The organism is Roseospira visakhapatnamensis (assembly GCF_014197915.1).
GTDB lineage: Bacteria > Pseudomonadota > Alphaproteobacteria > Rhodospirillales > Rhodospirillaceae > Rhodospira > Rhodospira visakhapatnamensis.
Window position 1 is genome coordinate 221281 of record NZ_JACIGK010000001.1, and the last position, 24551, is coordinate 245831.

Here is a 24551-nt window from a genome sequence, read left to right on the forward strand (position 1 = left end):
GCGGTCGCGTCACGGCACGTGTTCCCACACGTCGATCAACCGTTTGCTCTCGTCATAGGTAAAGACGGCTTCATACACCCCCGGCGTGTCCGCCAGCAGCCGGGGCGCGAACACCCGATCCGCATCGGGCAGGGTGAGGTCGGGAAGCCGGTCGATGTCGACCCAGATCAACTCGCCCTCCGGCGGCGCGGCCAACAACTCGCCAGTGAACGCCGTGACCCGGTACATGAACATCAGCCATTGCCAGTCGGCGACCGGCGAGGTCTCCCGGATGATGCCGCGCAGGACCGCGTCTTGCGCGTACAGCCCGGTTTCTTCCGCGAACTCCCGGACCGCCGCCTGCACGGGGCTTTCGCCCGCCTCCAGCTTGCCGCCCGGGGCCACCCAGAACCCGACGAAGGGGGGCTTGGTCCGCTTGAGCAGCAGGACCTGCCGGTCCCGCGTGCAATACACCATGGCGGTGATCTTGGGGGGCAGGATCATGGTTCCCTCCATGGCTCGTCGCGGGACAGCGCGGCGGCGATGCCGGCGTCGTAGGCGGACAGGACGGTGAAGACCTTGGCCGCCAGCCGGCGGCGCAGTCGCAGCGCGTCCCCGGCGGCATCGCCACCGGACGCGTCCAGGGCCTGGGCGACGTGCGGATAGTCGGCCGGGTCGACGATCGCATAGACCGACCGGAAATTCTTGGCGGCCGCGCGCAGCATGGACGGTCCGCCGACATCGATGACCTCGACGAGCGGTCGCTCCGGCGACGGTTCGGCCGCCCTGGCCGCGAAGGGGTAGGGCGTCACCGCCAGCAGGTCGATCGGCGGGTACCCGCCCGCCGCCATCTGGGCTTCGTCGTCGGGGTCCCCCCGGCGATAGAGCAGGCCGGCGAAGACCTCGATGGTCAGCGTCTTGAGCCGGCCGCCGAACAGCGCCGGGGTCGGCACCAGCCCGTCGACGCGCCGGACCGGCACGCCGGCCGCGTCCAGCGCGGCCGCCGTCCCGTCGGTGGCGACGATCTCCCACCCGGCCTTCGCCAGGGCCGCCCCGAAGTCCTCCAGCCCGGTCTTGTCCGACAACGACAGGAGGGCGCGGCGCCGGGAGATCGCGCCGGTCATAGGGGGACCCCCTCGATCACGGCGGGATGGTTCTGGGCGTTGGTGAAGAAGAAATCCCGGGCGATGCCGTCGCGGACCAGCCCGTCGCACCAGGCCAGGGCGGAGGTCCTGTCGCGGGTGAAGGCATAGCACATGGGGCCGGTGACGCTGATGCAGATGGCGTCGATGTCGTCGCGCGATTCCGCCTCCCGGAACATCCGCTGGACGGGTTCGGGCTGCACGAGGATCTGCTCGCGCTTGTAATGATGCTCGTAGGTCAGCACGTTGAGCGCCCGGCAGAAGTGGCGGTAGTCCGCCTCGATCACCGCCGTGGACAGGTTGAGCAGCACATGGTGGGCCGTGCGCCGGGCCTCGGCCGCCGGGATCGGCAGCGTCTTGCGGAACCAGTCCAGTTCCGGCTTGCCGTGCAGTTCGGACCCTTCCGTGATGATGCACAGGATGGGCCAGGGCGGAAACGGTGCCTGGATCAGCACCGGGGGCTTGGGCGCCGGATGGGCGAAGCGGCTGGGCAGCAGGTAGGCCTGCGGGTCGTCGTTGAAGTCGTCCGGGTTCAGATGGCCGCCGTCGACCAGATAGCCGCCGCGATCGATCAGGTTGACGCTGGCCCCCGACGTGCCGGCCCGGCCGGCCAGCCGCGCCAGGCTGGCGGTGTCGATCGCCTGGCCGTAGAGCGCCGCGTACGCCTTGCCGGCCGCCAGCAGGGTGGTGGTCTTCGACCCGAAGCCGTGATGGGGCGGAAGGCCGCGCTCCACCGTCAGGCCGACCGGCGGCAGCGCGAACCGGTCGGCCATCCTGCCCAGGAAGTCGACGAGGACCGGACGGTACTCGTCCGCGTTCGCGTCCGTGTCCACGGTCAGGCGGTCGGCCGGGCGGGCGACAAGCTGCACCGAGGGGTGGCGCAGGGACAGCGAGGCCATGCCGTTCCGCCGGCCGGTTTCGCCGTTCAGGTCGATGAGCGTGAAACTCAGGCGGCTTGCCGCCGTCACGCGGAGTCCGAAGGCCACCGTGGACGGATCGACATCGGGGCGTCTGGTCACCATGGGCGGTCGGCCTCGTCGGGGCGCGCGGGCGTCAGGACGCGCGGCTGTGGAAGGGATCGGTCACGGTGATGGTGTGCGCGCGATCGGCGCCGACGCCGATGGCGGCGAACTCGACGTCCAGGCTCCGGGCGATGAACGACAGATAGGCCCGGGCCTCCGGCGGCAGCGCCGACAGGCCCTCCCGCGCCGCGCGGTCGGGATCGAAGCCGGGCCACCCGGGAAAGGTCTCGTAAACCGGGTGAAAGTCGCCCACGCGGGCCTGTTCGGTGGCGTAGGTGGTGATGGTCCGGCCGTCGACCGTGTGGGCCACGGCGACCTGGACGGTGGGCAGGTCCGACAGGACATCCAGACAGGACAGACACAGGGCGCGCACGCCGTCGAGCTGGATCGAGCGTTTCAGCAGCGGCAGGTCCAGCCAGCCGATGCGCCGGCGCCGGCCGGTCACCGTGCCGTACTCGCGGCCCCGCTCGGCGATGGCGTTGGCGGTGTCCTCGTCCTCGATCTCCGTGGCCAGGGGGCCGCCGCCGACCCGGGTGGTATAGGCCTTGGCGACCGCCAGGATGTCCAGCGGCCGGCCGGGCGGGATGCCGGCCCCGACGAAGACGCCGCCGCCGGCGCTGTAGCCGCTGGAACAGAAGGGATACGTGCCATGCTCGATATCGAGCATGACGCTCTGCGCGCCTTCGTAGACCACCGACTTGCCCGAGGCCGACAGGCCCTCCAGCCACGTCGGAATGTCGTCCAGCGCGGGGGACAGCGTGGCCACGGCGTCGAGATAGCGCGCGGTGATCGCCGGGACATCCCATGCCTCGGCGTCGTCGGCCAGCGCCGGCGCCAGGGTGGCGATCCAGCGGCGCTTGAGGGCGTGCAGCTTCTCCATGCGGGGGCGCGCGCTGTCCGGGTCGAGAAGGTCGACCAGACGCAGGCCGATCCGGCCGATCTTGTCTTCCCGGCAGGGTCCCACGCCACGGCGCGTCGATCCCAGTTCCCGGTTCGCGGACGCCGACGCCTCCCGGTCCGTCGCCGGGGACCGAAGGGGCGCGCCGCGCCAGATCTCCATGGCCTCGTCCTGGAGGCGATGATAGGGGAAGATCACGTGACACGTCGGCGCGATATGCAGGTCAACGGACAGCCCGGCCTGTTCGAAGCCCCGGATTTCCTCGACCAGCGCGACCGGATCGACGACACAGCCGTTGCCCAGGCCGCAGGGACGGCCGCGCAGGACGCCGGCGGGGACCTGCACGAACCGGAACTGCCCGGCGTGGGTCACGACCCGATGGCCGGTGTGCGGTCCGGCCTGGTAGCGGACCACGGCGTCGGCCTGTTCAGCGTAGTAGTCCGTGAACCGGCCCTTGCCTTCGTCCCCGAACTGGCTGCCGACAACGACAACGTCCATGCGCGTGCTCCCTTCGGTGGGTGGCGGACGACCGTGCGTCATGACGGGCGGGTCGCGCTCTGTGGCGCCGGGAGCTGCCAGGCGCGCAGTTTCGAGGCCAGGTCGTAAAGGGGGGGGGCGCCCCAGATGGTCTCGCCCGTCCACAGCTCGCACAGCGAGCGGTACATGTCCGCCACCAGCGATAGCAGGTCGCCCGGCAGCGGCTCGGGCGTCGGCCAGGTGGACCGGGGGCGTCCCTCGGCGGCCCAGCGTTGAACGTCCGCCTCCAGGCCGCGCGCCAGATAGAAGTCGCGCAGGATCTGCTTGGTGACGTGGACGCCGTCCAGCGTGAAGCGGTTCTCGTCGGCGGTGCCGGCGGTATCGACCAGAATCACCCGGCCGTCGCCGTCGATTCCGAACTCGACCTTGCCGTCGGCATAGGTCAGGCCGCGCGATTGCGCGATCTCGTTCACGACGCCGTTGATGACGTGCGCCAGGCGCTTGACCTCCGCCACCTGCGCGTCGGACAGCGCGGCCAGGGCCTGCGCCTCGGCGTGGGTGATGAAGCGGTCGATCTCCTCCAGCTTGGTCGTGAACTCGATGATCGGTGTCTTCAACGTGGCTCCCGGCGTGGGCAAGCCGGTCAGGCCGAGCTCGTCCAGGGTCACCTTTTTCGCCGCCAGCCGCCGGAACACCGAGGCGCCGGGCGGCAGGCGGTTGCGGTAGATGACCTGCAGGGGCACCAGGCGGGCCCGGTCGCCCGGGTGCAACTCGCCCCGGGCCGGATCCAGAATACGCAGGAACTTCACCGTCATGGTGCGCGGGGGATCGAAGGCCACCATGTGCGTCGGCACGCCGGCCTGCTCCAGGCGCCGCAGGGTGTAGGCGGCCATGCGGCCCAGGGCCTCGCCCTTGTCGGGGATCCGGTCGGGCATCTTGCTGTAATGGAAGACGGAATAGTCGTCGGTGAACCGAAACGTCGCCAGACCCGGCTCGTGCTCGGACGGCGGCCTGAGGATGTCAACGTCCTTGGTCGACCAGCGCTTGGGCATGTGTTCAGTCTCCTCGTCCGAGAAACGCGTCGGATGCCTGCGGCCGGGGCGGGCACCTCAGTGCCGGAACTGGCGTGTTCCGGTGAAGACCATGGCCATGTCGCGCGCGTCGGCCAGGGCGATGACCTCCGCGTCGCGCTTGGACCCGCCGGGATGGATGGCCGCCGTCGCGCCGGCCTCCGCCGCGGCCTCCAGGCCATCGGCGAAGGGAAAGCAGCCGTCCGAGGCGACGACGGCCCCGGCCGCGCCGGGTCCGGCCGGGCGTCCGTCCGTGTCGCCGGCGGCGGCCGTTGCCTTCTGGACCGCCATCCGGGCGCTGTCCACGCGGCTGGTCTGCCCCGTGCCGATGCCGATGGTGGCGCCGTCCCGGACCAGGATCACCGCGTTGGAGCGCACGTGTCCCACCACCGCGATCCCGAACCGCATGTCCCTCCATTCGGGGTCCGTCGGCGGGCGCCGCGAGACGACCCGCCACGGCGTGTCGGTGTCGGGCGGGCGGTTGGCCGTCTGGATCAGGAACCCGCCGCCGACCGACCGGAAGCCCGGCGTTTCGGGGGGCTCCATGGTCGCGGTGCCCGTGGCCAGCAGCCGAAGGGCCGTCTTGCCGGCGAGGCGGGCGCGCGCGTCCTCGGCGAAGTCGGGCGCGACCACGACCTCGAAAAAGCGGCCGGCGATGGTCTCGGCCGTCGCCGCATCCAGGGGGCGGTTGACGGCGACGATGCCGCCATAGGCGCTGACGGGGTCGCAGGTCAGCGCCCGCCCGAGGGCGTCGGAGAGCGTGTCTCCCCGCGCCGCGCCGCAGGGCGTGCCGTGCTTCACGATCACGGCGGCGGGGCGATCGAAGGTCCGCGCCAGGCCGAACGCGGCGTCGGCGTCGGCGATGTTGTTGTAGCTGAGCGCCTTGCCGTGCACCTGGGTCATGGTGCAGACACCGGGTGCTTGTGTCTGTGGTTGCATCTGGAGGCTGTAAAGGGCGGCCTGCTGCTGCGGGTTCTCGCCGTACCGCAGCGCCAGGCGCCGTCGCCCGATCAGGGCCATGGTCTCGGGAAAGGGACCGTCGCCGTCGGTCGCGGACTCGGCCGGGATGGCCGCCGCGACGGCGGCATCGACGGCGGCGGTGTGGGCCAGGGCGCGGCGCGCCAGTCGCCGCCGCGCCTCGGCGGCGGGGCCGGCGGCCGATCCCGAGACCAGGGCCGCGACGGCGCCGAAGTCCGCCGGATCCACGGCCACGGCGACCCGGTGGTGGTCGTGGGCCGCCATGCGGACCAGGGTCGCCAGATCGTGGGCCAGATCCCGGGCCAGATCCCGGGCCAGATCCCGGGCCAGATCCGGAGACACAGGAGGGCGGTCGCGCCCGTCGTTCCCGTCGGGGCATAGCGTGGTCACGATCACCAGATCAAGGGCACGGACCGCCGCCCGCAACGGGTTTCGCGACACCGGCTGCCCGAGGCGATCCGGCAGCTCGAACGGATCGGCGACCTCGGTCACCGCCAGGCCCGCGTCGCGCAGGATGGGGGCGCTGGCCGGCGGCGCGAACAGGGCGACGGCGCCGTGGGCGAGCGCGGGCGCCAGGGTGTCGAGGCCGGTGCCGTCGCGAAGGCTGATGAATGCCTGGGACATCGTGCGCTCCCCATGGTCCTGTGCCGTTACCGCGCCGCCGGGAAGGCGACGCCCACCCGTTCCCCGGCCTCGACCAGGGACGCCACGGTCGCCCCGTCCAGCGGGATTCCGTGCGTCTGCCGATGCCGGGCGGTCATGGCCTCCCGATAGCCCGGGTAGACGACGGGGGTGTCGGGATCGGTGGTGTCCACGGCCAGGACCGCCGACAGGATCTGGTCCACGGCCTCGCGGAACGCGTCCATCGACCGCAGGGCCTTGGGATCGATGGCGATCAGGACCAGACCGATGTTCTCGTCGGATGCCGTGGCGCCGACCGGACCGGCCGCCGCGCCGGACAAGGCCGCACACAGCAGATCGCAAAGCAGCGCCAGCCCCAGGCCCTTGTAGCCGGATGCCTGTCCGCCCAGCGGCAGAAGAAAGGCGGTCCCGGCGTCCAGCGCCCGGGGGTCGGTGACGTCCCGGCCCTCGGCGTCGGCCAGCCAGCCCGCCGGGATGGGCTCGTCCCGCCGCGCCGCCAGACGCACCCGCCCGGTGGAGACGGCCGCCGTGCTCATGTCGAGCAGGAACGGCGGCAGGTCGCCCGCCGGAACGCCGGCGGCGACGACATTGGTGCCCACCAGGGGGGTCGTCGAACCCGGGGCCGGCACCAGCGCCTGGGACCCGAGATTGATCAAGGCGAGGCCGATCAGGCCGTCGTCCACGGCGGTCTTGACGTAGAACCCCATGCTGCCGGAATGGGTCAGCCCGTCGACCGCCGCGCAGCCGATACCGTGGGCGCGGGCCAGACGGCAGGCCTGGTCCATGGCGAAGGCGGCGCTCACGAAGCCGATGGCGCGGCGGCCCGCGATGCGCACCGTGGCGCCCTGGGCGCGCACCACGCCCGGGACGCCGTCGCGGGCAATCGCCCCGTCATGCACCTTGGGCAGGTAGATCCGGGCCAGATTGATCGCCCCGTGGCTGTCGAAGCCGTGCAGATCGGCGTAGGCGAGGCCGGCGGCGGCGATCCGCGCCTGCGCTTCGGGCAGGCCGGCCGCCGCGAGTGTCTCGACGGAGAACGCGACCAGGGCCTGGTGGTCGTAGGCGCGCACGTCCGCCGCCTGCATCGTCATGAGATGGTCCTCCCGTCCTCTCCGGTGCGCGGCGTCTCGTCCCGGAGATGCCGGGCCATGGCGAGGCACAGTCGGGCGATCCGGTCGACGTAGCCGTACAGGTCCCGCCGATCGATGAACTCACCCTCGGCATGGGCGCGATTGCGCCCCAGATCGCCCGGGCCGAAGACGATCGTGTAGGCCTCCGGGCGCGCGAGCCACATGGCGTCGCAGGTGAACGGCAACCGCGCGTCGCCCTCGGCGATCCGGTCGAGACCGATGGCGGCGAGCAGCGCCTCGCAGGTCGGGTCGCGATTCGACAGCACCGGCAGGCCGCGCTTCAGCCAGTCCATCCGGCAAATCCGGTCGGCCGCCAGGGCCGCCGCGCGCGTCACCGCCAGGTCGCGATAGTCGGCGGCGAACCGGTCGCGGGCCTCGGTGAACGCGGCCTCGGCCATGGCCTCGATGGCCTTTGCCATCGGCGGGTCCGTGTAGGCGAAGTTGATCAGCAGGTGTCCCGACCCATAGACGCGATTGTGCGCGGCGCCGGTCTGGAGACCCGCCAGGCAGATCTTGCCGCCCCGGTCGAGGACGCGCGGCGCCAGCCGGTGGGCGAGCCGGTCGGCGAGGGCGGCCAGCAGCAGGGTGGCGTTCTCGCCCCGGCAGGGATCATCGTCGGTGGACCCCTGGCCCTCCACCCGGATCCGCGCCGTCGCCGAGGTCGTGGTGCGGTCGAAGTAGCCGCCGTCGGTCGGCTCGCAGATGACGTTGAGCCGTCCCCAGACTCCGGCCTCCGTCAGCACGCGGGTGCCGTAAACGCCCATGGCGCCGCCCTCCTCGCCGGCCGGCGCCTGGATCTGGACGGTCAGGGTGTCCATCAGGGACGGGTCGCGGGCCAGGGCGGCGCGCACGCCGGCCAGCACGGCCACGGCGAGCCCCTTGGCGTCGATCACCCCCCGGCCCTGAAGGCGGTCCGCCGTGGCCCGCGCCGGGCCGCCGCCGCCGACCGTGTCCATATGCGCGTTGAACACCAGCCGCCGGTCGGGCGGCCGCTCGGCGCCCAGGTGGAGAACGAGGTTGGGCTGGGCCTCCAGGAAGTCCGCGCCCAGCGCCCGGGCGCGCTCCCGGACGGTGACGGGCACGTCGGGGCGGTCCAGGCACGAGGCATCCGGGGCCCGCCAGTGAACCGCCGCGAAACCGATGGTGAGCGCGTGGTCGATCAGGCGGCGCTGGGCCTCGGCGATGCGCCCCCGGCTGCCGTGCTCCATCGGCGTCGTCGTGTCGATCGCCAGCAGGTCGAGGAGGCAGGCCTCGTCCTCGGCCGTCCACAGGTCGGCCGTCCACGGGCCGGCGGTCTCGACGGCGGCGGTCATGGTCCCGGCCCGCCGGCCGCCTGGAGACGGTCGCCCAGCAACGCCACGAACCGCTCCGCATAGGCCCGGTAGCCACGCGCCAGCGCCGGCGCGTCCGTCGAGGTCCGCAGATGCGGGATATGGCCGATGTGCGGTTCCAGGCTGATCCGGCCGCGATAGCCGCCGGCCCAGAGGCGATCCAGGATCTCCAGCAGGCGGGCGTCGCCCTCGCCCGGGAAGGTGAAGGTGACCGTGTCGCCGTCGCTGCGGGCGTCCTTGACGTGCACATGGTCGATCCAGGGGAAGACGGCCTCCATGTAGGCCAGCCCGTCGTGCCCGTAGGCGACGGGATTGCCGATGTCGAACAGCGCCCGCAGGTGAGGGGAATCGATGGCCGAGAACAGGGCCACGGCCCGCCGGGGATCCCGGCCCGCCCAGCCGGCGCAGTTCTCGTGCCACAGCACCAGGGTGCGGTCGGCGGCGCGCTCGACCAGGGCCGTGAGGCGGCGCATGGCCTCCGCTTCCCAGGCGCGGTCCGTGAGCCCGTCGTTGGGATAGGACATGATGCGCACCGTCCGGCACCCGAAGATCGGCGCCAGCGTGGCCAGCCGGTCCAGCTCGTCCAGATCCTCCTGGAGGGGACCGCTAATGGGCCGGGCCCAGTTCGCGATGCGCGAGGCGAGGCAGGCGACCTCAAGGCCGGCGGCCGTGATCTGGTCGCTGTAGCGCCGGGCGGACGCGGGATCGATGTCGGCGACGGCCGTTCCGGCGATGCTGCGCAGCTCCAGGAACCCGAACCCCAGCGCGTCGTGGATGCGCACCTGACCGGCCAGATCCGGGGCGGCCTCGTCGCCCAGGCCGCCGATGTGCCGGCGAGTCAGGACGGCGTCGGTCATCATTTCCTCCCCGTGTCGGGTCCGGGGCGTTCCCGCGATGGGGCCGATGGCGGTGTCCATGGGGCGACAATCCCAGCATCGGTGACCCGGGGAGGGACCGGACGGGCGCTCAATGGCGCGTGTGAAAGGCCAGCACCCCGTCGACCACCGCGTCCGCCTGGGCGTCCGTCATGTGGGGATAGATCGGCAGGGCCAGGTTCTGTCGCGCCGCGCGGATGGCGGTGTCCAGCCGGTCCCGTGGATCGGCATAGGCGGCGAAGGCCCGCTGGTGCGGGAGGATGCGGGGGTAGTAGATGTGCGTCGCGATGCCGCGATCGAGCAGGAACGCGCGCAGCGCGTCGCGGTCGGGGCTCTGGACGGCATAGATATAGTAGCAGCGGCCCTCGACCCCGGGCGGCGGCAGCGTGATCCGGTTGCCGAGGACCGACAGGCGCTCGGTGTACGACGCGGCGATGCGCGCGCGGGACCGCAGGATGTCGTCGAACCGCGCCAGCCGGTGGTTCAGGAAGCCGGCCATGATCTCGTCCATGCGGCTGTTGAAGCCGATGATGTGATGCAGGAAGCGTGTCGCGCCGTCCTGTCCGTGATTGCGCAGCATGCGGCAGCGGCGGCCGATCTCCGGATCGTCGGTGACGATCATGCCGCCCTCTCCACAGCCCCCCATGGCCTTGACCTGGAAGAAGGAGAAGGTGCCGACGTCGCCCAGGCGGCCGGCCGCGACGCCATCCTGGGTGGCCCCCTGCTGCACGCAGGCGTCCTCGACGATCACCAGGCCGTGCCGGCGGGCGATGTCGCGCAGGGGCGCCATGTCGACCAGGCAGGAGAACAGGTGCGCCGGCAGGATGGCCCTGGTCCTCGGCGTGATCCGCTCCTCGACGCGGGCCGGATCCATGACCATGGTGTCGGCGGTGACGTCGACGAACACGGGGGTCGCCCCCAGGGCGATCACCTGGCTGGCCACGGGCTGGCAGCAGTAGGCCTGCACGATCACCTCGTCGCCGGGGCCGACACCGGCCGCCTTCAGGGCCACCAGGACGGCGAAGGTGCCGCTGCTGACGGCGATGGCGTCCGCCGCCCCCGTGGCGCGGCGAAAGCCGTCCTCCAGGGCGGCGACGTGATCCTTCAGCATGAACCGGTTCGTGGTCCCGGCCTCGAAGACGAGGTCGTGGATGAGCGGCCGGTCGGCCTCGAACAGGTCCGGGGGGAAGAACGGAATCGTCATGCCGGGCTCCGGTCGTAGAAGTCGGAGATGCAGGCGCACACGCGCTCGACCGCGCGGTCGGACAGATCCGGATAGAGGGGCAGGGCGAAGGTTCGGGTGCAGGCGTCCTCGGCGACCGGGAAATCGCCGGCCCGGTATCCCAGGTCCGCGAAACAGGGCTGCCTGTGCAGGGGGCGCGGGTAGTATTCCTCGGTTCCGATCCCGTGCGCGGCCAGGTGGGCCATCAGCCCCGCCTTGTTCTCGGCCTCGATCACGTAGACGTAGTACACGGGATTGGTCGCCTCGGGGCGGGCCGCCACCCGGGGCGTGCGCACGCGCGGATCAAGGGGGGCCAGCAGGCGGTCGTACAGGCCGGCGATCTCGGCCCGGCGCGCGATCTCGGCGTCGAGCGTCGCCATGCGCGTCATCAGCACGGCGGCCTGGATGTCGTCCATCTTGCTGTTGTAGCCCCACACCACGGCCTCGTTGGAGATTCCGGGCATGTTGTCGATGGTCTGGCCGGTCCGGCCGTGGTGTCGCATGACGCGCGCCTCGTCGACGATGGACGCGTCATCGGTCAGGATCATCCCGGCGTCGCCCAGGGCGCCGAGGGTCTTGGTGGGGAAGAAGGACAGCACCCCACCCCGGCCGAACAGGCCGCCGTGGCGGCCGCCGTACCACATGCCGATGGCCTCGGCGCTGTCCTCCACGATCATGAGGTTCGCGTCGTCCGCCAGCGCCTGGAGGGCCGTCATGTCGGCCATCTGGTGGAACAGGTGCACCGGCATGATGGCCCTGGTTCGCTCGGTGACGGCGGCGCGGGCGGCCGCGACGTCGATATCGTAGGTGCGCGGGTTGACGTCGACGAACACCGGCCGCGCGCCGATGAGCGCGACGCTGGTGGCGCTGGCCACGAAGGTGAAACAGGGCACGATCACCTCGTCGCCCGGCGCCACCCCGGCGGCGCGCAGCAGGATCATCAGGGCGTCGGTGCCGCTGTTGCAGCCGATGGCGAAGCGCGCGCCGGTGTAGGCGCACAGGCGCGCCTCCAGTCGCTCGACCATCTGGCCGTGGCTGTACTTGCCGCGATCCATGACGGCGTCCAGATGCCGCCGGAGGTCCGGCCAGGACCGTCGGAACGACGCCGAGCCGTCATAGAACGGGATGTCGTCGTCCGCCGTCGGGCGGGGCGCGGGCGCCGGCAGGTCCGCATGAATCAGGCCGTGAGTCATGGTCGCTCTACTCGGGTTCGGGGTCTTTCAGGCCGCAGGTGGCGCGGGCCTGGGCAAGCAGCCGGCACATCGGCAAGTGGAACTCCGGCGTGCTGACCGGCCGGTCGCCGATGCCGAGAAAGTAGTCGTAAGTCTCGCGCAGCATCTGTTGGACGGTGTTATCCTCGAACCGGTCGATGACGGTCACGCCGCCGTCCTCGTCCACGGTCGCCAGGTGGGAGAAGCAGTCGTCCGACGAGCAGGGGAAGTAGCCCCGCAGCCGCGCCCCGTCGCGAAAGCGCAAGTCCACCCAGCGCTCGCGGGTCGGCTTGCGCAGGTCCGACAGAAGCGTCGCGGGCGTCCCCGCGTTGGCGGTCAGGCGCAGGGTGACCGATCCCAGGGCCTCGTAGCGGTGCGTCTCGCCGACGACCAGATCCTCGCAGGCGCTTGAGACCAGCGTCAGCCGGGGACCCAGAAGGTGCGCCGTCAGGCCCAGCATGTGGGGCAACTCCACCTCGAAGGCCGTCGGGTTCACGGTCCGGCTCCGGGTTCGGGAGAAGCGCGGCTTGTGCTGGTGCATCTCCAGGGTCACCACGGCGTCGGGTCCGCCGTGTTCGGCGATCCGCCGCGCCAGAAGCCGCGTCAACCGGCTGAACAGCCAGTTCGTCACGACGACGATCTTGATGTCGTCGGCCCGCGCGATGGCCTCCATCTCCTCGATCTGGCGAAACCCGATGCACAGCGGCTTCTCGACCAGAAAGCGGCGGTAGCCCAGCTCGTAGGCCTGGGTCAGGATCCGCGTGTTGAGGACGGCCGTGGCCGAGATGTGGACGATGGCGCCGCCCCGCCGCTCCACCGCCAGGTCGGCCAGCCGGCGGGACTCGCTCAGGCGGGGGTCGACGACCATGGGCGGCAACAGGCGGACGCCGGCGCGCGACAGGAAGTGGTCGGCATGGGTCTCCAGCGGGCGGAGATGGAAGTTGGTGCCCGCGTGGCCCAGGCCGACGATCACCGGCTGCACATCTTCGGTGGCGGGCGCCGGCCCGACGATCCGCGCCGTTGCTGTCTGCGTCATGGCCTCTCTCCCCGACCAGAGGCGGCTTCCGGTTCGAAGCGCACCGTGCCCTCGACCGCGACGCTCGGGTGATCCCCCGTCAGAAGCGCGGTGCTTTCGATGATGATGTTGTAATGATTTGGGAAATGGCAGTCGTCGAAGCCGACGACCCGGCCGACCCGTGCCTCGGGCAGGGCCACGACGTCGCCCGCCTCGATGACTCCGGCCCGCGTGACCTCCACGAAGCCGAGGAAGCCGGTGCGATCCACGCGCGACCCGGCGGACAGGCCCGTCTGATCCGTGGTCACCAGTTCGTGGAGGTCGCCGGCCCGTACGCACCGTGTGCTCTCGGGAATCAAGGTCATGCCGCGATCGTGGCGGACGTGGCGAAGGCGCTTCACGAAGACGGCCGTCACGGTGCGCTTGTCCGGGGCGATGCTCATGCCAGGCCCCCGGTGACGGCGATGCGCGGGACCGGACGGGCCTGGCGGTAGGCGTCCGCGACAAGCCGGGCGACGGTGTCACCCTCCGGGCCGACGCCACGCGGCGCGCAGTGGCTGACCGCGCCCCGAGGCGCGCCGGTGACGCGGGCGACGAAGTCGGCCAGGACGCCCTCGTACTCGTGCTCCAGGGATTCCTTGAAGCCCGTGTATCCTCGCAGGTAATCGATGCTGGTCGTGGCGCCGGCCTTGTCCCGAACGACAAACCCTTTCAGTTCCCCGTCGGGATACCCCCAGTCGAGGAGGGCCTCGGCCGAGACGGCGCCGGCGGTGAGCCGCACCCGTGCGCGGATGTCAAGCCCGCGGTCATCGACCTCAAGGTCCACGCCGTCGACCGTCAACGGGCCGAGAAGCGCCATCAGCGCATCCAGCGCATTCGGTCCGTTGTCCGCCAGACAGCCGCCGCCGCACCGGTCCGGGTTGAGGTACCACCGGTCCCGCCCGCAGTGATCCTCGATCTTTTCGCAATAATAGAGAGAGACATGGGAAACGGAGGCCGTGTCGAATCCGGCGTCCAGGAAATCTATGTAGTGTTGATTGTAGCGACGGTGAAACGCCGTGAAAAGCACGAGTCCGCGAGTCCTGGCCTGGTGAGTCAGGTGGGCGGCATCGGCCTCGCTGAGCGCCAGGGGCTTTTCACAACACACGTGGAGGTCATGGTTCAACGCCGCCGAGCAGACCTCGACGTGGGCATCGTTGGGCACATTGACGATGACGGCATCGACGAGTCCGCTGGCCATCAGGTCCGCGTAGTTCGTCATGACGGGCACATCGTGGACGAGCGACGGCGGGACCCGCGCCGGATCGAGGTCGCTGACGGCGGTGATACGGACGTCGGTCCGTTTCTCGATGGCCCGCACGTAGTACGCCGAGATTACACCGCATCCGATGAGGCCGAGACGAAGGTCGCGCGAAACGGTCTCTGGCATCGTCGACTCACTCGAAAAGTGTCTCAAATCGAAGGGATATATCCAATGGGATGATGAAGGTATATGGCACTCGTAATAGGGAAGGCCGTCAAGCCGAAAATGATGCGCAATCGTAATGATTGAGTGGGAGATCGCGATTGTGGTCCCGGCGGCGAGAGGGGATCACCGTTGGCGGTAAAGCCGCGCCGCCGCAGTTGATCGGGCTGTGAGATGCGGCCGGCCGGCGGCGACCGAGCCCCTGGACTCGCGCGGCGTCGGTCGACTCGCAGCGAATAAGCTCGTTATTGATGCGTTTCAATAATGGGTGGTACTATTCCGGCATCGAATCGGATGCCGAGGTCGTGCGGACGACCGACCGTGGACGAACGCGCCAGCGTGCTTGGTGTCGGTGACGAAAACCGCTTGCAGGAACGGACGGGTGCCATGATTCCTCTTGTCCCGGTAATCGCGGCCTCTCTTGTTGTTGGCGGAGCGTCCTACCTTTATGCGTCCAGAGACAAGCGGCGGTCCGATCTTGGCCGACTGCATCGAATCAGAACGAAGACACTCGTCACCTCACGACAGACCCTGGAACCGGCGCGAAAGCGGCGGCCGCGCCCCCCGTCCGAAACCGAGACTCAAAGCGTCTATGTTTCGGACACCAGCGACGCAGCGGTTGAGCCGTTCCTCAATGATCGGACGATGGCGTCGATCATCGCCGTCGTGGTGTCGGTGGCGGGGATCGTTCAGCCGGCCATCGCGATCGCGGCGTTGCCCTTCGTCCTTTGGGGCTGCTTTCCGTTTCTTCAGGACGGCGTCGTCGACCTGGTCCGGCGCCGGCGCATTACCTTTGGTCTGATCGATACGGTCGTCTTCGTCAGCCTGATCCTGTCCGGCCAGTGGCTGATCGCGGCCCTCTTGATGCTGGCGCTGTCGGCCTCGGGAACGGTCCTGGCGCGGGCCGAGAACAGGTCCCAGCAGGTCTTGATGGATGGCCTCGGCGTCAACATCACCAAGGCCTGGCTGCTGATCGACGGCGCGGAGGTGGAAACGCCGCTCGACCGCGTGGACAAGGGCGCGACGGTCGTGGTGCGGGCCGGCGGCACCATTCCCGTTGACGGCCTGATCACGGAGGGCTGCGGAACGGTGGACGAACGGCTGCTGACCGGCGAGGCCCTGCCGGTCGAACGCACGGTCGGGGAGCGTGTCTACGCCAGCACCCATCTGCTGACGGGGACCCTGTCGGTCTGTGTCGAGGAAGCGGGCACCAGGACGGTCGCGGCCCAGATCGCCGCCACCCTGCAACGGACGCTCCGGTATCGTCAGTCCCTGCAATGGCGATGGCTGCGCCTTCTGGACCGCCTGACCGCCCCGATCCTGATCTTCGGCGCCGTGGCCTGGGCGCTGCGGGGCACGCAGGCGGCCATGGGCGTCATCTGGGCGTTCGGCTTCGGCTACACCATGCGCCTGGCGGCGCCGGCGGCGCTGTTCACCGCGCTGCGGCGGGGGCTGGATCACCAGATCCTGGTGAAGGACGGCCGGACCCTGGAGCGCATGAAGACCATCGACACCGTGGTGTTCGACAAGACGGGCACGCTGACGTCCGACACCATGCAGGTGACGGACATTGATGCCTTCGGCGACCACACGGACGCCGATGTCCTGCGCCTGGCGGCCTCGGCGGAGGCGGACCAGACGCACATCATCGCGCTGGCGATCCTGGAGGCGGCGCGCCGCGACGGCCTGGACGCTCCCCGTCCCGACGACGTGACGGTCCAGTTCGGGTTCGGCCTGACGGCGCGGCTGGCCGAGGGCGAGGTGGCCGTCGGCAGCGCGCGGTTCATGGAGACCCTGACGGTCGCGCGCCCGGCCCTGTCCGAGGACCGGGAGCGGGAGTCGGCCCAGGTCGGGCGCTCGACCGTCTGGATCGCGCTGGATGGCCAGGCGATCGGCGCCATCCACGTGCAGCCGACGCTGCGACCCGAGGCGCATGCCGCCGTCCGCCTGCTGAAACGGCGAAACCTGACCCTGCATGTGCTGTCGGGGGACCAGCGCGCGCCGACGGAGCATCTGGCGCGGACCCTGGGGATCGATCGCGTCCAGGCCGAGACTCCGCCCGACCAGAAGGCCGTGTACATTCAAGAGCTTCAGAGAAAGGGACACAAGGTCTGCTTTATCGGCGATGGCATTAACGACTCCATCGCCCTCAGCCAGGCGGATATGTCCGTGTCGATCAGTGGCGCGTCGTCAATCGCGATCGACACGTCGCAAGTTATCTTGCTGACCCAGGATATTCGTGGACTTCATCAAATCTTCGATGTCGCCGAGGGCTTCAACAAGAGGCTGACGGAAAGCCTCTACCTGAGCATCGTGGCCGACGCCGCCCTGGTCATCGCCGCGCTGTTCGGACAGGCCGCGTTCACGACGATCGTCCTGGGAAGCTTCGCGTGTGGGGCCGCGATCGTCTCGAATGCCGCCCGCCCGCCACGGCCCGGTGACGCGATCGACCCCCCGGCCGCGCGCCCCCTGATGGCGGGGGAGGGTGGTCCGTCCGCTCTGGCGGCCCCGTGAGCCCGCACCACGAGGACCTGTCCTGATGGCCGACCACGCCCGTGTCCTGTCCGTGATTGGCCTGGGGTATGTGGGGCTTCCCGTGGCCGTCGCCTTCGCCCGGTGTGGTTTCCCGGTGATCGCCTTCGACACCAAGGCGGAGCGGATCGCCGCCCTGAAGGCCGGCGATGACCAGACCCGGGAAGTGCCCGCCGACGTCCTGACGGCCGCGCCGCTGCATCTGACCACGCGGCCCGAGGATCTGGCCCGGGCCGACTTCCACATCGTCACCGTGCCGACGCCGATCAACGAGACCAAACAGCCCGACCTGTCCCCGCTCGTCGCCGCCAGTCGAACGGTCGGCCGGATCCTCAAGACCGGGGATATCGTCGTCTACGAATCGACCGTCTTTCCGGGCGCCACGGAAACCGTCTGCGTGCCGATCCTGGAGGCGGAGTCCGGTCTGGTCCTGGGCGACGACTTCGCCGTCGGCTACTCTCCGGAGCGGATCAATCCGGGGGACCGGGACCATCGGTTCGAGAGCCTCGCCAAGGTGGTGTCGGCGAGCGATCCCCGTAGCCTGGACATCATCGCCCACGTCTACGGCCGCGTCATCGCGGCGCCGATTCATCGCACCGTCAACATCCGCACGGCGGAGGCGGCGAAGGTGATCGAGAACACGCAGCGCGACTTGAACATCGCGCTGATGAATGAGCTGGCGATGATCTTCGACCGGCTCGACATCGACACCGGCGATGTCCTGGCGGCCGCCGGAACGAAGTGGAACTTCCTGCCGTTCACGCCGGGCCTGGTCGGCGGTCACTGCATCGGCGTGGATCCCTACTATCTCACCCACCGGGCGGAGCAGGTCGGCTACCACCCGCAGGTCATCCTGGCGGGGCGCCGCATCAACGATGGCATGGGCGCGTTCGTCGCCCGCAACACCGTGAAACGGCTGATGCGCCGCAACGGCGGCGGTCCGGCCCGGGTGACCGTCCTCGGGCTGACCTTCAAGGAGAACGTGCCGGACCTCCGCAACACCCGCGTCGTCGACATCGTCCGGGAGCTTCAGTCGTTCGGCGTGCTGGTGCAGGTCCACGATCCCATGGCCGACCCGGCGGAGGTCGTGGCCCAGTTCGGGGTTCCGCTCGGCGACCTGGAGACGCTGGCGCCGGCGGACGCCGTGATCCTGGCCGTGCCCCAGCGCCCGTATGTCGAACACGGCTGGCCCTTGATCCTGCGCTGCCTGGCCGGCCATGGCGGGTTTGTCGCCGATGTGCGGGCCTGTCTCGATCGCGCCCAATGCCCGCCCAACGTGGAACTCTGGTGCCTGTAGCCTTACCCGCGCGGTGCGTCGTTCGTCCCGGCGCGGCCGATCCGCGCCAGCAGGTCCGGAACCTCGCGGATGCTGTCCAGCCGCCACAGGCCGGCGGTGGCGGTGGTGTCCGCGCTGTCGGACGCCAGGGGCGCGTGCGCCTCATGGGCCCAGGTCACGTGATAGGGGATGTGAACGGCGCGTCCGCCGATGTCCAGAACCGGCGCGATGTCGGAGCGCACGGAGTTGCCGATCATGACGAAGGCCCCGACGGGGACGCCATGCCGCTTCAGGATGGTCCGGTAGGTCGCGGGGGTTTTCTCGCTGACGATCTCGATCGCCTCGAAGGACGCCGCGAGGCCGGACTCGGCGATGCGCCGCTCCTGACTGATCAGCTCCCCCTTGGTGATCAGGATCAGCCGGTGGGACGCCGACAAGGACTGTATGACATCGGCGACACCGTCGATCAATTCCGTGGGAGATTGCAGGATGTCGTGCCCGATTCGCATGATGGTTTCGACGTCCCGTCCCGAGATCTCTCTGTCGGAGACCTCCAGGGCCGTCTCGATCATCGACAGCACGAAGCTTTTGACGCCATAGCCGAAGACGTCGATGTTGCGGGTCTCGGTCCGGAGCAGGCGCGCGTCGATCTCCTCGCTCGATCCATACGCCTTGAGAAGGGCGCCGTAGGCACGCTGGGCATCGGCATAGAACTTCTCCATGTGCCACAGCGTATCATCGCCGTCGATGCCGATGACCATCTGTCCGGACGTGGTCATGTCTCCTGCCCTCCTCATGGAAGTTCACGTCGGCGGCCACCGTCCTGGTCAAGGACCGTTGCTAACGGTCGCTTTGTCAGCCGTCGTCGTCGTCCTCCGCGACCACCCGGCCATCCCGCATCTTGACCACACGATCCGCCGCCGTGAAGTAGCGATCGTCGTGGCTGACCACGACGGCCGTCAGGCCCCGGGCGCGCAGGTCCGGCAGCACCTCGGTGTAGAACAGGCGGCGGGATTCCGGGTCCTGATCGGCCGCCCACTCGTCCAGCACCAGCACCGGGCGGCGCTCCATGATCGCGACGGCCAGGCCCAGCCGCTTGCGCTGACCCGCCGACAGGGCGCGGGTGGTGAAGGCGCCGTCGTGGATCCCCACGACGCGGGCGACACCTAGGCGGTCGAGCACCCACCGCCCGTCCGCCACGGCCTCGGGGGCGATGCCGTAGAGCCGGCGGAACAGGTGCAGGTCGGTGGGCACATAGGCGAACAGGGACCGCCACGCGGCCAGGGTCACCGGGTGGCCGTCCACCGTCATGTCCCCGTCCGACGGCGCATACAGGCCTGTGAGCACCTTGATGAGGGTCGACTTGCCGCTGCCGTTGCCGCCGACCAGGAACAGGATCTCGCCCCGCCGGAGGGTCAGGTCGATCGGCCCCATGCCGAACCCGGGGACGCCGCCCGCGTCCGGGTAGCGATAGGTGAGCCCGCTCAGCACCAGCCGCTCGAACGCCGGCGCGTCCGCCGCTGCCGGCGCCGCCTGGGGGCCGGTCGTCTCCGGCGCCAGCGCCCGGTCCAGCCCGTCGAGGCGGTCGAGGGCCTGGCCGGCGCGCTCCAGGGTCGGCATCACCAGGAGCAAGCCGCTGATCCACTGCCACAGGACGGCCAGCATCAGGAACGCCACCGTCACTTGGGCCGACAGCCCGAACCGTGGCAGCACGAACACCAGCAGCGCCATGGCCAGCAGCCAGCTCAGCGCGTGCATGTCCATGATCCGCGAGCGGGCGCCGGCCGCCGCCACCGCGCCGTCGCGGGCCGCCCGCGCCGCCGGCGCCAACGCGGTGATCACCAGGTCGCGCCGTTTCGCCGGGTCCAGATGCAGGTCCCGAGAGCCGGCGATCATCTCGCCGAGGTGACGGTTGAAGCGGGCCTCGGCCTCGGCGGCGCGGGCCGAGGCCCGGCGTTCGACAATGCGGCGCCGGCGGACCAGGACGCCCCAGACCACCGCCGCCGCGCCCAGGCACAGGAACACCGTGGGCGTGGTGACCAGGATGACGAGCGCGCACACGATCAGCGTCAGGCCGTGCTGCACGATCTGGAACACCAGCAGGACACCGCTGGCCACGGTGCTCAAGGCGCGGGCGACGGCCTCGCTCAGGCTGTCGGCGCCGGTGATCTCCACCGCCTCCAGGCTGGTCTCGCGCAGCCGGCCGACCAGCCCGTCCAGCAGGGCGCGCCGGCATCGCTCGCTGCTCCGCATCCCGCGCGCCAGGGCCATCCCGTGGACGACGGCGGCCCCGGCCACCAGGGCGAGGAAGCCGATCAGCCGGGCGAGGTCGACCGGCTGCGACGCGGCGTCCCGGATCAGGGCGCCGGCGGTCAGGATCACCACCGCGAACACCAGGCCGGTCAGCGCGGCCAGAACCAGGCCGACCGGCCCGCCGTCCGGGTCATGCATCAGCAGGGCGCGGACCACGCTGCGGATCGACCCGAGGGGGAGGAGCGCCCCCCGGGGCGGTGCCTCGGGCCACGGGTCTGGCGCGCCCGTCACGCCGGTCATGAGGCCGCGGCATCGGCGCCGGGGCCGACCCGCCGTCCGCTGTCCAGGTGGATGATCTGGTCCGCCACATGGAACCACCGGTCGTCGTGACTGACGGCCACGATGGTCCGCCCCTCCGCCGTCAGGCGCGGCAGCAGGTCCCGATAGAATCGCTGGCGAAACGCCGGATCCTGGTCGGCGGCGACCTCGTCCAGCAGCAGCAGGGGCCGGTCTTCCAGCAGCGCCAGCGCCAGGGCAATCCGCTTGCGCTGGCCCATGGACACCCTCTGGGGATGCAGGGTGTCGGCGTCCAGGCCGAGCGCGCGCGGCAGGCCCAGATCCTCCAGCAGCGGCGCCAGCCGCGCTCGCCGGGCGGGCGAAAGCCCATAGGCGCGGCTGAACAGGACCGGATCGGCGAACACCACCGAGCAGAGCGCCGCGCGCGCCTCCGCGTCGGCGGGACGCCCGTTCAGCAGGATGGCGCCCGAGGCCGGTGGCATCAGCCCCACCAGCAGGGTCAGCATCGTGGTCTTGCCGCTGCCGTTGCCGCCGACGATGAAGGTCACCGTGCCGGGCTCGATCCGGCAGGAGAGCGGCCCCAGCGTGAAGCCGGCGGTCGCCGTCGGATCGCGATAGCGGTAGACGAGATCGAGGGTGTCCAGCCCGGTGAACGTTGCCGGCGGCGGCGGTTCGGTGGCGACCGGGGACGCCGGGGGGCGGGCGGCCGCGCGCACCTCCGCCGTGAAGGCCTCCAGGGCGCGCCGCGCCTCCATCGCCCGCGCTAGGACCGGGGTCTGATCAAGGACGTACAGCGGCATGGCGACGATCAGGGCGACCGCGCCCAGGGCCTCCGGCGCGACGGTGCCGTCGCCGAGATGTGGCCCCAGGACCAGCACCAGCGCCACCAGGGCGAAGCGCACGGCGTTGGTCATCGCCGTGGTCGTGGCCAGCAGGCGGCCGGCCGCGCGTCCGGCCCGCGCGGCGGCGTCGGACGGCCCCGCCAGCTCGGCGGCGTGAAAGTCCCGGGCCAGGGCCGGGTTGAGCTTCAGGGTCTTGAAACCGCGCAGCATCTCCGCCATGCCCTCGAACGTCCGCTCCTGGGCCTCGCGTATGACGCGCTCGTGGGCCAGCATGCGCTGGGTCGCCAGGGCCAGCCCCAGCGTCATGGCCAGGGCGATCCCCGTCAGCGCCAGGAACACGGTCGGCGCGATCATGGCGATGAGGATGAAGGCGGCCAGCACGCGCGCCACCACCTGCCAGCCCTGCGCGATCAACAGGGCGGACTCGGTAGCCCGGTGCCCGAGGTCGATGATCCGGTGACGGAGGGCATCCGGGCCGAGCGCCCGGAGGGTCTCGAACGGCATCTGGCCCAGCGCCCGGATGACGGCGCGGCGGTGGCTCAGCGTCCGCGCGTGGATCAGGCCGTGGATGGCCACCATCATCGGGGTGCGCAGGGTCACGAACGCGACGATCATCACGAGCGCGGCCACGAACACCCAGCCGGGCGCCTGGCGATCCGGCAGAAAGCCGACCGCATAGCCCAGCGCTCCACCGACCCCCGCGCTGGTGGCGCCCACGAGGATGACCAGTAGACTCACGCCGGCGGGTGGTCGCCTCGGCGTGCCGACCTGACGGGATCGCTCCGACACCATTCACCAGTCCTCATGGCAAGGCACTCGGAACAGTACAGTTCGGCTCCGGTGTCGTCGAGGGGGGTCGCGCGGGGAGGTCCGCCCGTGGAGTCCCGGGCGCCGCGACGCGCGACGGGCGCATGGCTGGCGACGGTCCGCGATCAAAGGGCTTTATGAACCGGGTTGATCACCGTATGCCTGCGGCCTACTGTTTCTGGGGTGCCCGTGGACGGGGTGCGGGACCACCGACCGTCCGGTCCGGGCGCCACGGCTCCGCGCGCGTTGCGCCATCGAGCAAGACGGTGCCATGTGGGTCCTTTACGGATGGGTCAGGATCGTTCCGTGGGGCCGCTTGGCGCGCGTCGTCCAGGGGGTGGCCCGGGGGCTGCGGCGCGGCCGGCTTGGCGGCGCGCGCCTGCTGCGGCTGCTGCCGACGGCCTCCGGCCCCAAGGACGGCCTGAGGGACGGCCCGGGGATCGACCCGGCGGGGGGGGCCGCAGGGTCCGGGGTCCCGGGCCGGCGCGCCGAGGGTCTCTGGCGGGCCATGGTCGGCGCGTGGACCCGCTCTCCTCCGGATGGACCGCGCGGTCGCCGCCGAAACCATGTCTCCACCCTCACACCCCCGGGAGCCGTGACACCCATGACCGACGACGCGCATGCAGAGCCGCCGCCGCGATCCTCCTCGGACCTCGACCGGGGCGATGAGCCCATCCCCGACGGGAGGGACGACGGGAGGGACAATGGGGGGGACAACGGGAGGGACGATGGGGACGGCGGCGCGGACGACCTGCCGACCGTCGCCGACCTCATCCATGCGGAGGCCCAGTCCCTGGTGCGCGGCAACGTCATCGCGGCCATGGCCATCGGCCTGGTGCCCGTGCCGGTGGTCGATGTCGCCAGCGTGGTGGGCCTTTCGGTGCGCATGGTTCACGGGCTGAGCCAGTGTTATGGGGTGCCCTTCTCGAACGAGGCCGCGCGCGCGGCGCTGATCGCCCTGATCCCGGCCGTGCTTCCGGTGACGGCCGTGGGCAGCATGGCCAGCGCCGTGAAGTCGGTCCCCATCGTCGGGTCGGTAGTGGGGGCGGGCGGGGTCTCCCTGCTGTCCGGCGCCGTCGTCTATGCCCTGGGGCAGGTGTTCATCCGCCACTACGAGCGCGGCGGAACCCTCCACGACATCAAACTCGACGCCGCCCGCGCGCACTTCAAGTCCGCGCTGGCCCAGGGACGCCAGGTGGCGTCCCGCATGCGCGACCGGGTCGACGGCGTCGGGCCGCGTCCCGCCGGATCCGCCGACGCGGCGCGCTCGCCGGCCGGAGAGCATCCCCGGGCCGAGTCTCAGCCATAGAGCGATGTCCGGTTCCTGGAAACGGATGGCGATTGCGCCGCCGCGCGCTTCATGAGACACTTCGGCTTCGAAATGAAATAGAAAGGTTGGCGGTCCAGGGTGGACAGGCCGGCGTGGCGTGCGACGGTGATGCGCGGCCCACCGTGCCCCCCGATCGTCCACGACACGCCCGATCGTCCACGACAAGGAGGTCGATATGATCACCGAGACCGATCAGACCGAAGCCGCGACCGACGCCGGGGATGCCGTCGACGACGCGGTCGCGGCGGGGCACACGATCCCCCCGACCGACGCGCAGATCGACAACCTCATCAAGACCTACGTCATCAGCGCCATGGCGCTGTCGCTGGTGCCCGTGCCGGTGTTCGATATCGCGGCCCTGATCGCGGTGGAACTGAAGCTGATCCACGCCCTGGCGCGGCGCTATTCCGTACGGTTCTCGGAGAACATCGCCAAGTCCCTGGTGCTGTCGCTGATCGGCGGCATCGTGCCCATCACCGCCGTGGCCACCGCCGGCAGCCTGCTCAAGGTCTTCCCGGTGATCGGCAGCCTGGCCGGCGGCGCGAGCATGGCCATCCTGGGGGGCGCCATCACCTACGCCATCGGCCGCATCTTCGCCGAGCACTTCGCGTCGGGGGGCACGCTGCTCACCTTCCGTCCCGCCGACGTGCGCGAGCGCTTCCGCGACGCCGTCAAGCGCGGCAAGGCGGAGGCGGCCGACCTCAACGCCGGCCATCCGCCCGCGGACGAGGGCCGGGCGGCGGCGTCCGCCTGATCG

Annotated in this window: 21 protein-coding genes; 4 read left to right on the forward strand and 17 right to left on the reverse strand. The window is 70.7% G+C overall.

The features are described from left to right. Positions 1 to 9 precede the first annotated feature (9 nt). The 14 genes from GGD89_RS00905 to GGD89_RS00970 form a co-directional block, all read right to left on the reverse strand. Positions 10 to 483, reverse strand: a complete 474-nt coding sequence (locus GGD89_RS00905; protein ID WP_184042206.1) for an NUDIX hydrolase — start codon at positions 481 to 483, stop codon at positions 10 to 12. Then, positions 480 to 1103, reverse strand: coding sequence for a hypothetical protein (locus GGD89_RS00910; RefSeq protein ID WP_184042207.1), 624 nt, complete (start codon positions 1101 to 1103; stop codon positions 480 to 482). Before GGD89_RS00910 ends, GGD89_RS00905 begins: the two co-directional genes overlap by 4 nt. After that, positions 1100 to 2143, reverse strand: coding sequence for a beta-ribofuranosylaminobenzene 5'-phosphate synthase family protein (locus GGD89_RS00915; RefSeq protein WP_184042208.1), 1044 nt, complete (start codon positions 2141 to 2143; stop codon positions 1100 to 1102). The genes GGD89_RS00910 and GGD89_RS00915 overlap by 4 nt, the downstream gene beginning before the upstream one ends. 31 nt (positions 2144 to 2174) lie before the next feature. Next, positions 2175 to 3539, reverse strand: coding sequence for an adenylosuccinate synthetase (locus GGD89_RS00920; RefSeq protein ID WP_184042209.1), 1365 nt, complete (start codon positions 3537 to 3539; stop codon positions 2175 to 2177). Positions 3540 to 3577: 38 nt separating this feature from the next. Beyond that, positions 3578 to 4570 (reverse strand): phosphoribosylaminoimidazolesuccinocarboxamide synthase, encoded by a 993-nt coding sequence (locus GGD89_RS00925; RefSeq protein ID WP_184042210.1) that lies wholly within the window; start codon positions 4568 to 4570, stop codon positions 3578 to 3580. 57 nt (positions 4571 to 4627) lie between these two features. Further along, complete coding sequence (purH, locus tag GGD89_RS00930; protein WP_184042211.1) at positions 4628 to 6190, reverse strand: bifunctional phosphoribosylaminoimidazolecarboxamide formyltransferase/IMP cyclohydrolase; 1563 nt, start codon at positions 6188 to 6190, stop codon at positions 4628 to 4630. Between the two features lie 26 nt (positions 6191 to 6216). Then, positions 6217 to 7299 (reverse strand): Ldh family oxidoreductase, encoded by a 1083-nt coding sequence (locus GGD89_RS00935; protein ID WP_184042212.1) that lies wholly within the window; start codon positions 7297 to 7299, stop codon positions 6217 to 6219. Next, entirely contained in the window at positions 7296 to 8651 is a 1356-nt protein-coding gene (locus GGD89_RS00940) for a M20/M25/M40 family metallo-hydrolase (RefSeq protein ID WP_184042213.1), read from the reverse strand. Before GGD89_RS00940 ends, GGD89_RS00935 begins: the two co-directional genes overlap by 4 nt. Continuing rightward, positions 8648 to 9526, reverse strand: a complete 879-nt coding sequence (locus GGD89_RS00945) for a sugar phosphate isomerase/epimerase family protein (protein WP_184042214.1) — start codon at positions 9524 to 9526, stop codon at positions 8648 to 8650. The genes GGD89_RS00940 and GGD89_RS00945 overlap by 4 nt, the downstream gene beginning before the upstream one ends. 109 nt (positions 9527 to 9635) lie before the next feature. Further along, positions 9636 to 10748, reverse strand: coding sequence for a DegT/DnrJ/EryC1/StrS family aminotransferase (locus tag GGD89_RS00950; protein ID WP_184042215.1), 1113 nt, complete (start codon positions 10746 to 10748; stop codon positions 9636 to 9638). Further along, positions 10745 to 11959 carry a DegT/DnrJ/EryC1/StrS family aminotransferase gene (locus GGD89_RS00955; RefSeq protein WP_184042216.1) on the reverse strand — a complete coding sequence of 405 codons (1215 nt, stop codon included), beginning with the start codon at positions 11957 to 11959 and terminating at the stop codon, positions 10745 to 10747. The genes GGD89_RS00950 and GGD89_RS00955 overlap by 4 nt, the downstream gene beginning before the upstream one ends. A 7-nt stretch (positions 11960 to 11966) precedes the next feature. Continuing rightward, positions 11967 to 13013 carry a Gfo/Idh/MocA family oxidoreductase gene (locus GGD89_RS00960; protein WP_184042217.1) on the reverse strand — a complete coding sequence of 349 codons (1047 nt, stop codon included), beginning with the start codon at positions 13011 to 13013 and terminating at the stop codon, positions 11967 to 11969. Further along, positions 13010 to 13435, reverse strand: coding sequence for a DUF6917 domain-containing protein (locus GGD89_RS00965; RefSeq protein WP_184042218.1), 426 nt, complete (start codon positions 13433 to 13435; stop codon positions 13010 to 13012). The genes GGD89_RS00960 and GGD89_RS00965 overlap by 4 nt, the downstream gene beginning before the upstream one ends. Next, the gene (locus tag GGD89_RS00970; RefSeq protein ID WP_184042219.1) at positions 13432 to 14421 is read right to left on the reverse strand and encodes a Gfo/Idh/MocA family protein; all 990 of its coding nucleotides are present in this window, start codon (positions 14419 to 14421) and stop codon (positions 13432 to 13434) included. Before GGD89_RS00970 ends, GGD89_RS00965 begins: the two co-directional genes overlap by 4 nt. A gap of 681 nt (positions 14422 to 15102) precedes the next feature. On the opposite strand from GGD89_RS00970, the gene GGD89_RS00975 reads away from it, so the two are divergent. After that, positions 15103 to 16971, forward strand: coding sequence for a heavy metal translocating P-type ATPase (locus GGD89_RS00975; protein ID WP_184042220.1), 1869 nt, complete (start codon positions 15103 to 15105; stop codon positions 16969 to 16971). Positions 16972 to 16996: 25 nt separating this feature from the next. Next, positions 16997 to 18286 carry a nucleotide sugar dehydrogenase gene (locus tag GGD89_RS00980; RefSeq protein WP_184042221.1) on the forward strand — a complete coding sequence of 430 codons (1290 nt, stop codon included), beginning with the start codon at positions 16997 to 16999 and terminating at the stop codon, positions 18284 to 18286. Between the two features lie 2 nt (positions 18287 to 18288). Here the strand turns inward: GGD89_RS00980 and GGD89_RS00985 are convergent, their stop codons facing one another. The 3 genes from GGD89_RS00985 to GGD89_RS00995 form a co-directional block, all read right to left on the reverse strand. Next, positions 18289 to 19044 carry an HAD family hydrolase gene (locus GGD89_RS00985; protein WP_184042222.1) on the reverse strand — a complete coding sequence of 252 codons (756 nt, stop codon included), beginning with the start codon at positions 19042 to 19044 and terminating at the stop codon, positions 18289 to 18291. 76 nt (positions 19045 to 19120) lie between these two features. Further along, positions 19121 to 20818: an ATP-binding cassette domain-containing protein gene (locus tag GGD89_RS00990; protein ID WP_184042223.1), complete on the reverse strand. Its 1698-nt coding sequence runs from the start codon at positions 20816 to 20818 to the stop codon at positions 19121 to 19123. Then, a complete protein-coding gene (locus GGD89_RS00995) occupies positions 20815 to 22395 on the reverse strand; it encodes an ATP-binding cassette domain-containing protein (RefSeq protein ID WP_184042224.1) in 1581 nt (526 codons plus the stop codon). The genes GGD89_RS00990 and GGD89_RS00995 overlap by 4 nt, the downstream gene beginning before the upstream one ends. A gap of 673 nt (positions 22396 to 23068) precedes the next feature. Between GGD89_RS00995 and GGD89_RS01000 the strand changes: the two genes are divergently transcribed. After that, a complete protein-coding gene (locus tag GGD89_RS01000; RefSeq protein ID WP_184042225.1) occupies positions 23069 to 23773 on the forward strand; it encodes a DUF697 domain-containing protein in 705 nt (234 codons plus the stop codon). A gap of 196 nt (positions 23774 to 23969) precedes the next feature. Continuing rightward, positions 23970 to 24548 carry a YcjF family protein gene (locus tag GGD89_RS01005; protein WP_184042226.1) on the forward strand — a complete coding sequence of 193 codons (579 nt, stop codon included), beginning with the start codon at positions 23970 to 23972 and terminating at the stop codon, positions 24546 to 24548. The last annotated feature ends 3 nt before the right edge of the window (positions 24549 to 24551 follow it).

Bases quoted from the DNA above. Each gene is read 5' to 3' on its own strand.
- GGD89_RS00905 (WP_184042206.1), bottom strand. From the start codon at position 483: ATGATCCTGCCCCCCAAGATCACCGCCATGGTGTATTGCACGCGGGAC.
- GGD89_RS00910 (WP_184042207.1), bottom strand. From the start codon at position 1,103: ATGACCGGCGCGATCTCCCGGCGCCGCGCCCTCCTGTCGTTGTCGGAC.
- GGD89_RS00915 (WP_184042208.1), bottom strand. From the start codon at position 2,143: ATGGTGACCAGACGCCCCGATGTCGATCCGTCCACGGTGGCCTTCGGA.
- GGD89_RS00920 (WP_184042209.1), bottom strand. From the start codon at position 3,539: ATGGACGTTGTCGTTGTCGGCAGCCAGTTCGGGGACGAAGGCAAGGGC.
- GGD89_RS00925 (WP_184042210.1), bottom strand. From the start codon at position 4,570: ATGCCCAAGCGCTGGTCGACCAAGGACGTTGACATCCTCAGGCCGCCG.
- purH (WP_184042211.1), bottom strand. From the start codon at position 6,190: ATGTCCCAGGCATTCATCAGCCTTCGCGACGGCACCGGCCTCGACACC.
- GGD89_RS00935 (WP_184042212.1), bottom strand. From the start codon at position 7,299: ATGACGATGCAGGCGGCGGACGTGCGCGCCTACGACCACCAGGCCCTG.
- GGD89_RS00940 (WP_184042213.1), bottom strand. From the start codon at position 8,651: ATGACCGCCGCCGTCGAGACCGCCGGCCCGTGGACGGCCGACCTGTGG.
- GGD89_RS00945 (WP_184042214.1), bottom strand. From the start codon at position 9,526: ATGACCGACGCCGTCCTGACTCGCCGGCACATCGGCGGCCTGGGCGAC.
- GGD89_RS00950 (WP_184042215.1), bottom strand. From the start codon at position 10,748: ATGACGATTCCGTTCTTCCCCCCGGACCTGTTCGAGGCCGACCGGCCG.
- GGD89_RS00955 (WP_184042216.1), bottom strand. From the start codon at position 11,959: ATGACTCACGGCCTGATTCATGCGGACCTGCCGGCGCCCGCGCCCCGC.
- GGD89_RS00960 (WP_184042217.1), bottom strand. From the start codon at position 13,013: ATGACGCAGACAGCAACGGCGCGGATCGTCGGGCCGGCGCCCGCCACC.
- GGD89_RS00965 (WP_184042218.1), bottom strand. From the start codon at position 13,435: ATGAGCATCGCCCCGGACAAGCGCACCGTGACGGCCGTCTTCGTGAAG.
- GGD89_RS00970 (WP_184042219.1), bottom strand. From the start codon at position 14,421: ATGCCAGAGACCGTTTCGCGCGACCTTCGTCTCGGCCTCATCGGATGC.
- GGD89_RS00975 (WP_184042220.1), top strand. From the start codon at position 15,103: ATGGCGTCGATCATCGCCGTCGTGGTGTCGGTGGCGGGGATCGTTCAG.
- GGD89_RS00980 (WP_184042221.1), top strand. From the start codon at position 16,997: ATGGCCGACCACGCCCGTGTCCTGTCCGTGATTGGCCTGGGGTATGTG.
- GGD89_RS00985 (WP_184042222.1), bottom strand. From the start codon at position 19,044: ATGACCACGTCCGGACAGATGGTCATCGGCATCGACGGCGATGATACG.
- GGD89_RS00990 (WP_184042223.1), bottom strand. From the start codon at position 20,818: ATGACCGGCGTGACGGGCGCGCCAGACCCGTGGCCCGAGGCACCGCCC.
- GGD89_RS01000 (WP_184042225.1), top strand. From the start codon at position 23,069: ATGACCGACGACGCGCATGCAGAGCCGCCGCCGCGATCCTCCTCGGAC.
- GGD89_RS01005 (WP_184042226.1), top strand. From the start codon at position 23,970: ATGATCACCGAGACCGATCAGACCGAAGCCGCGACCGACGCCGGGGAT.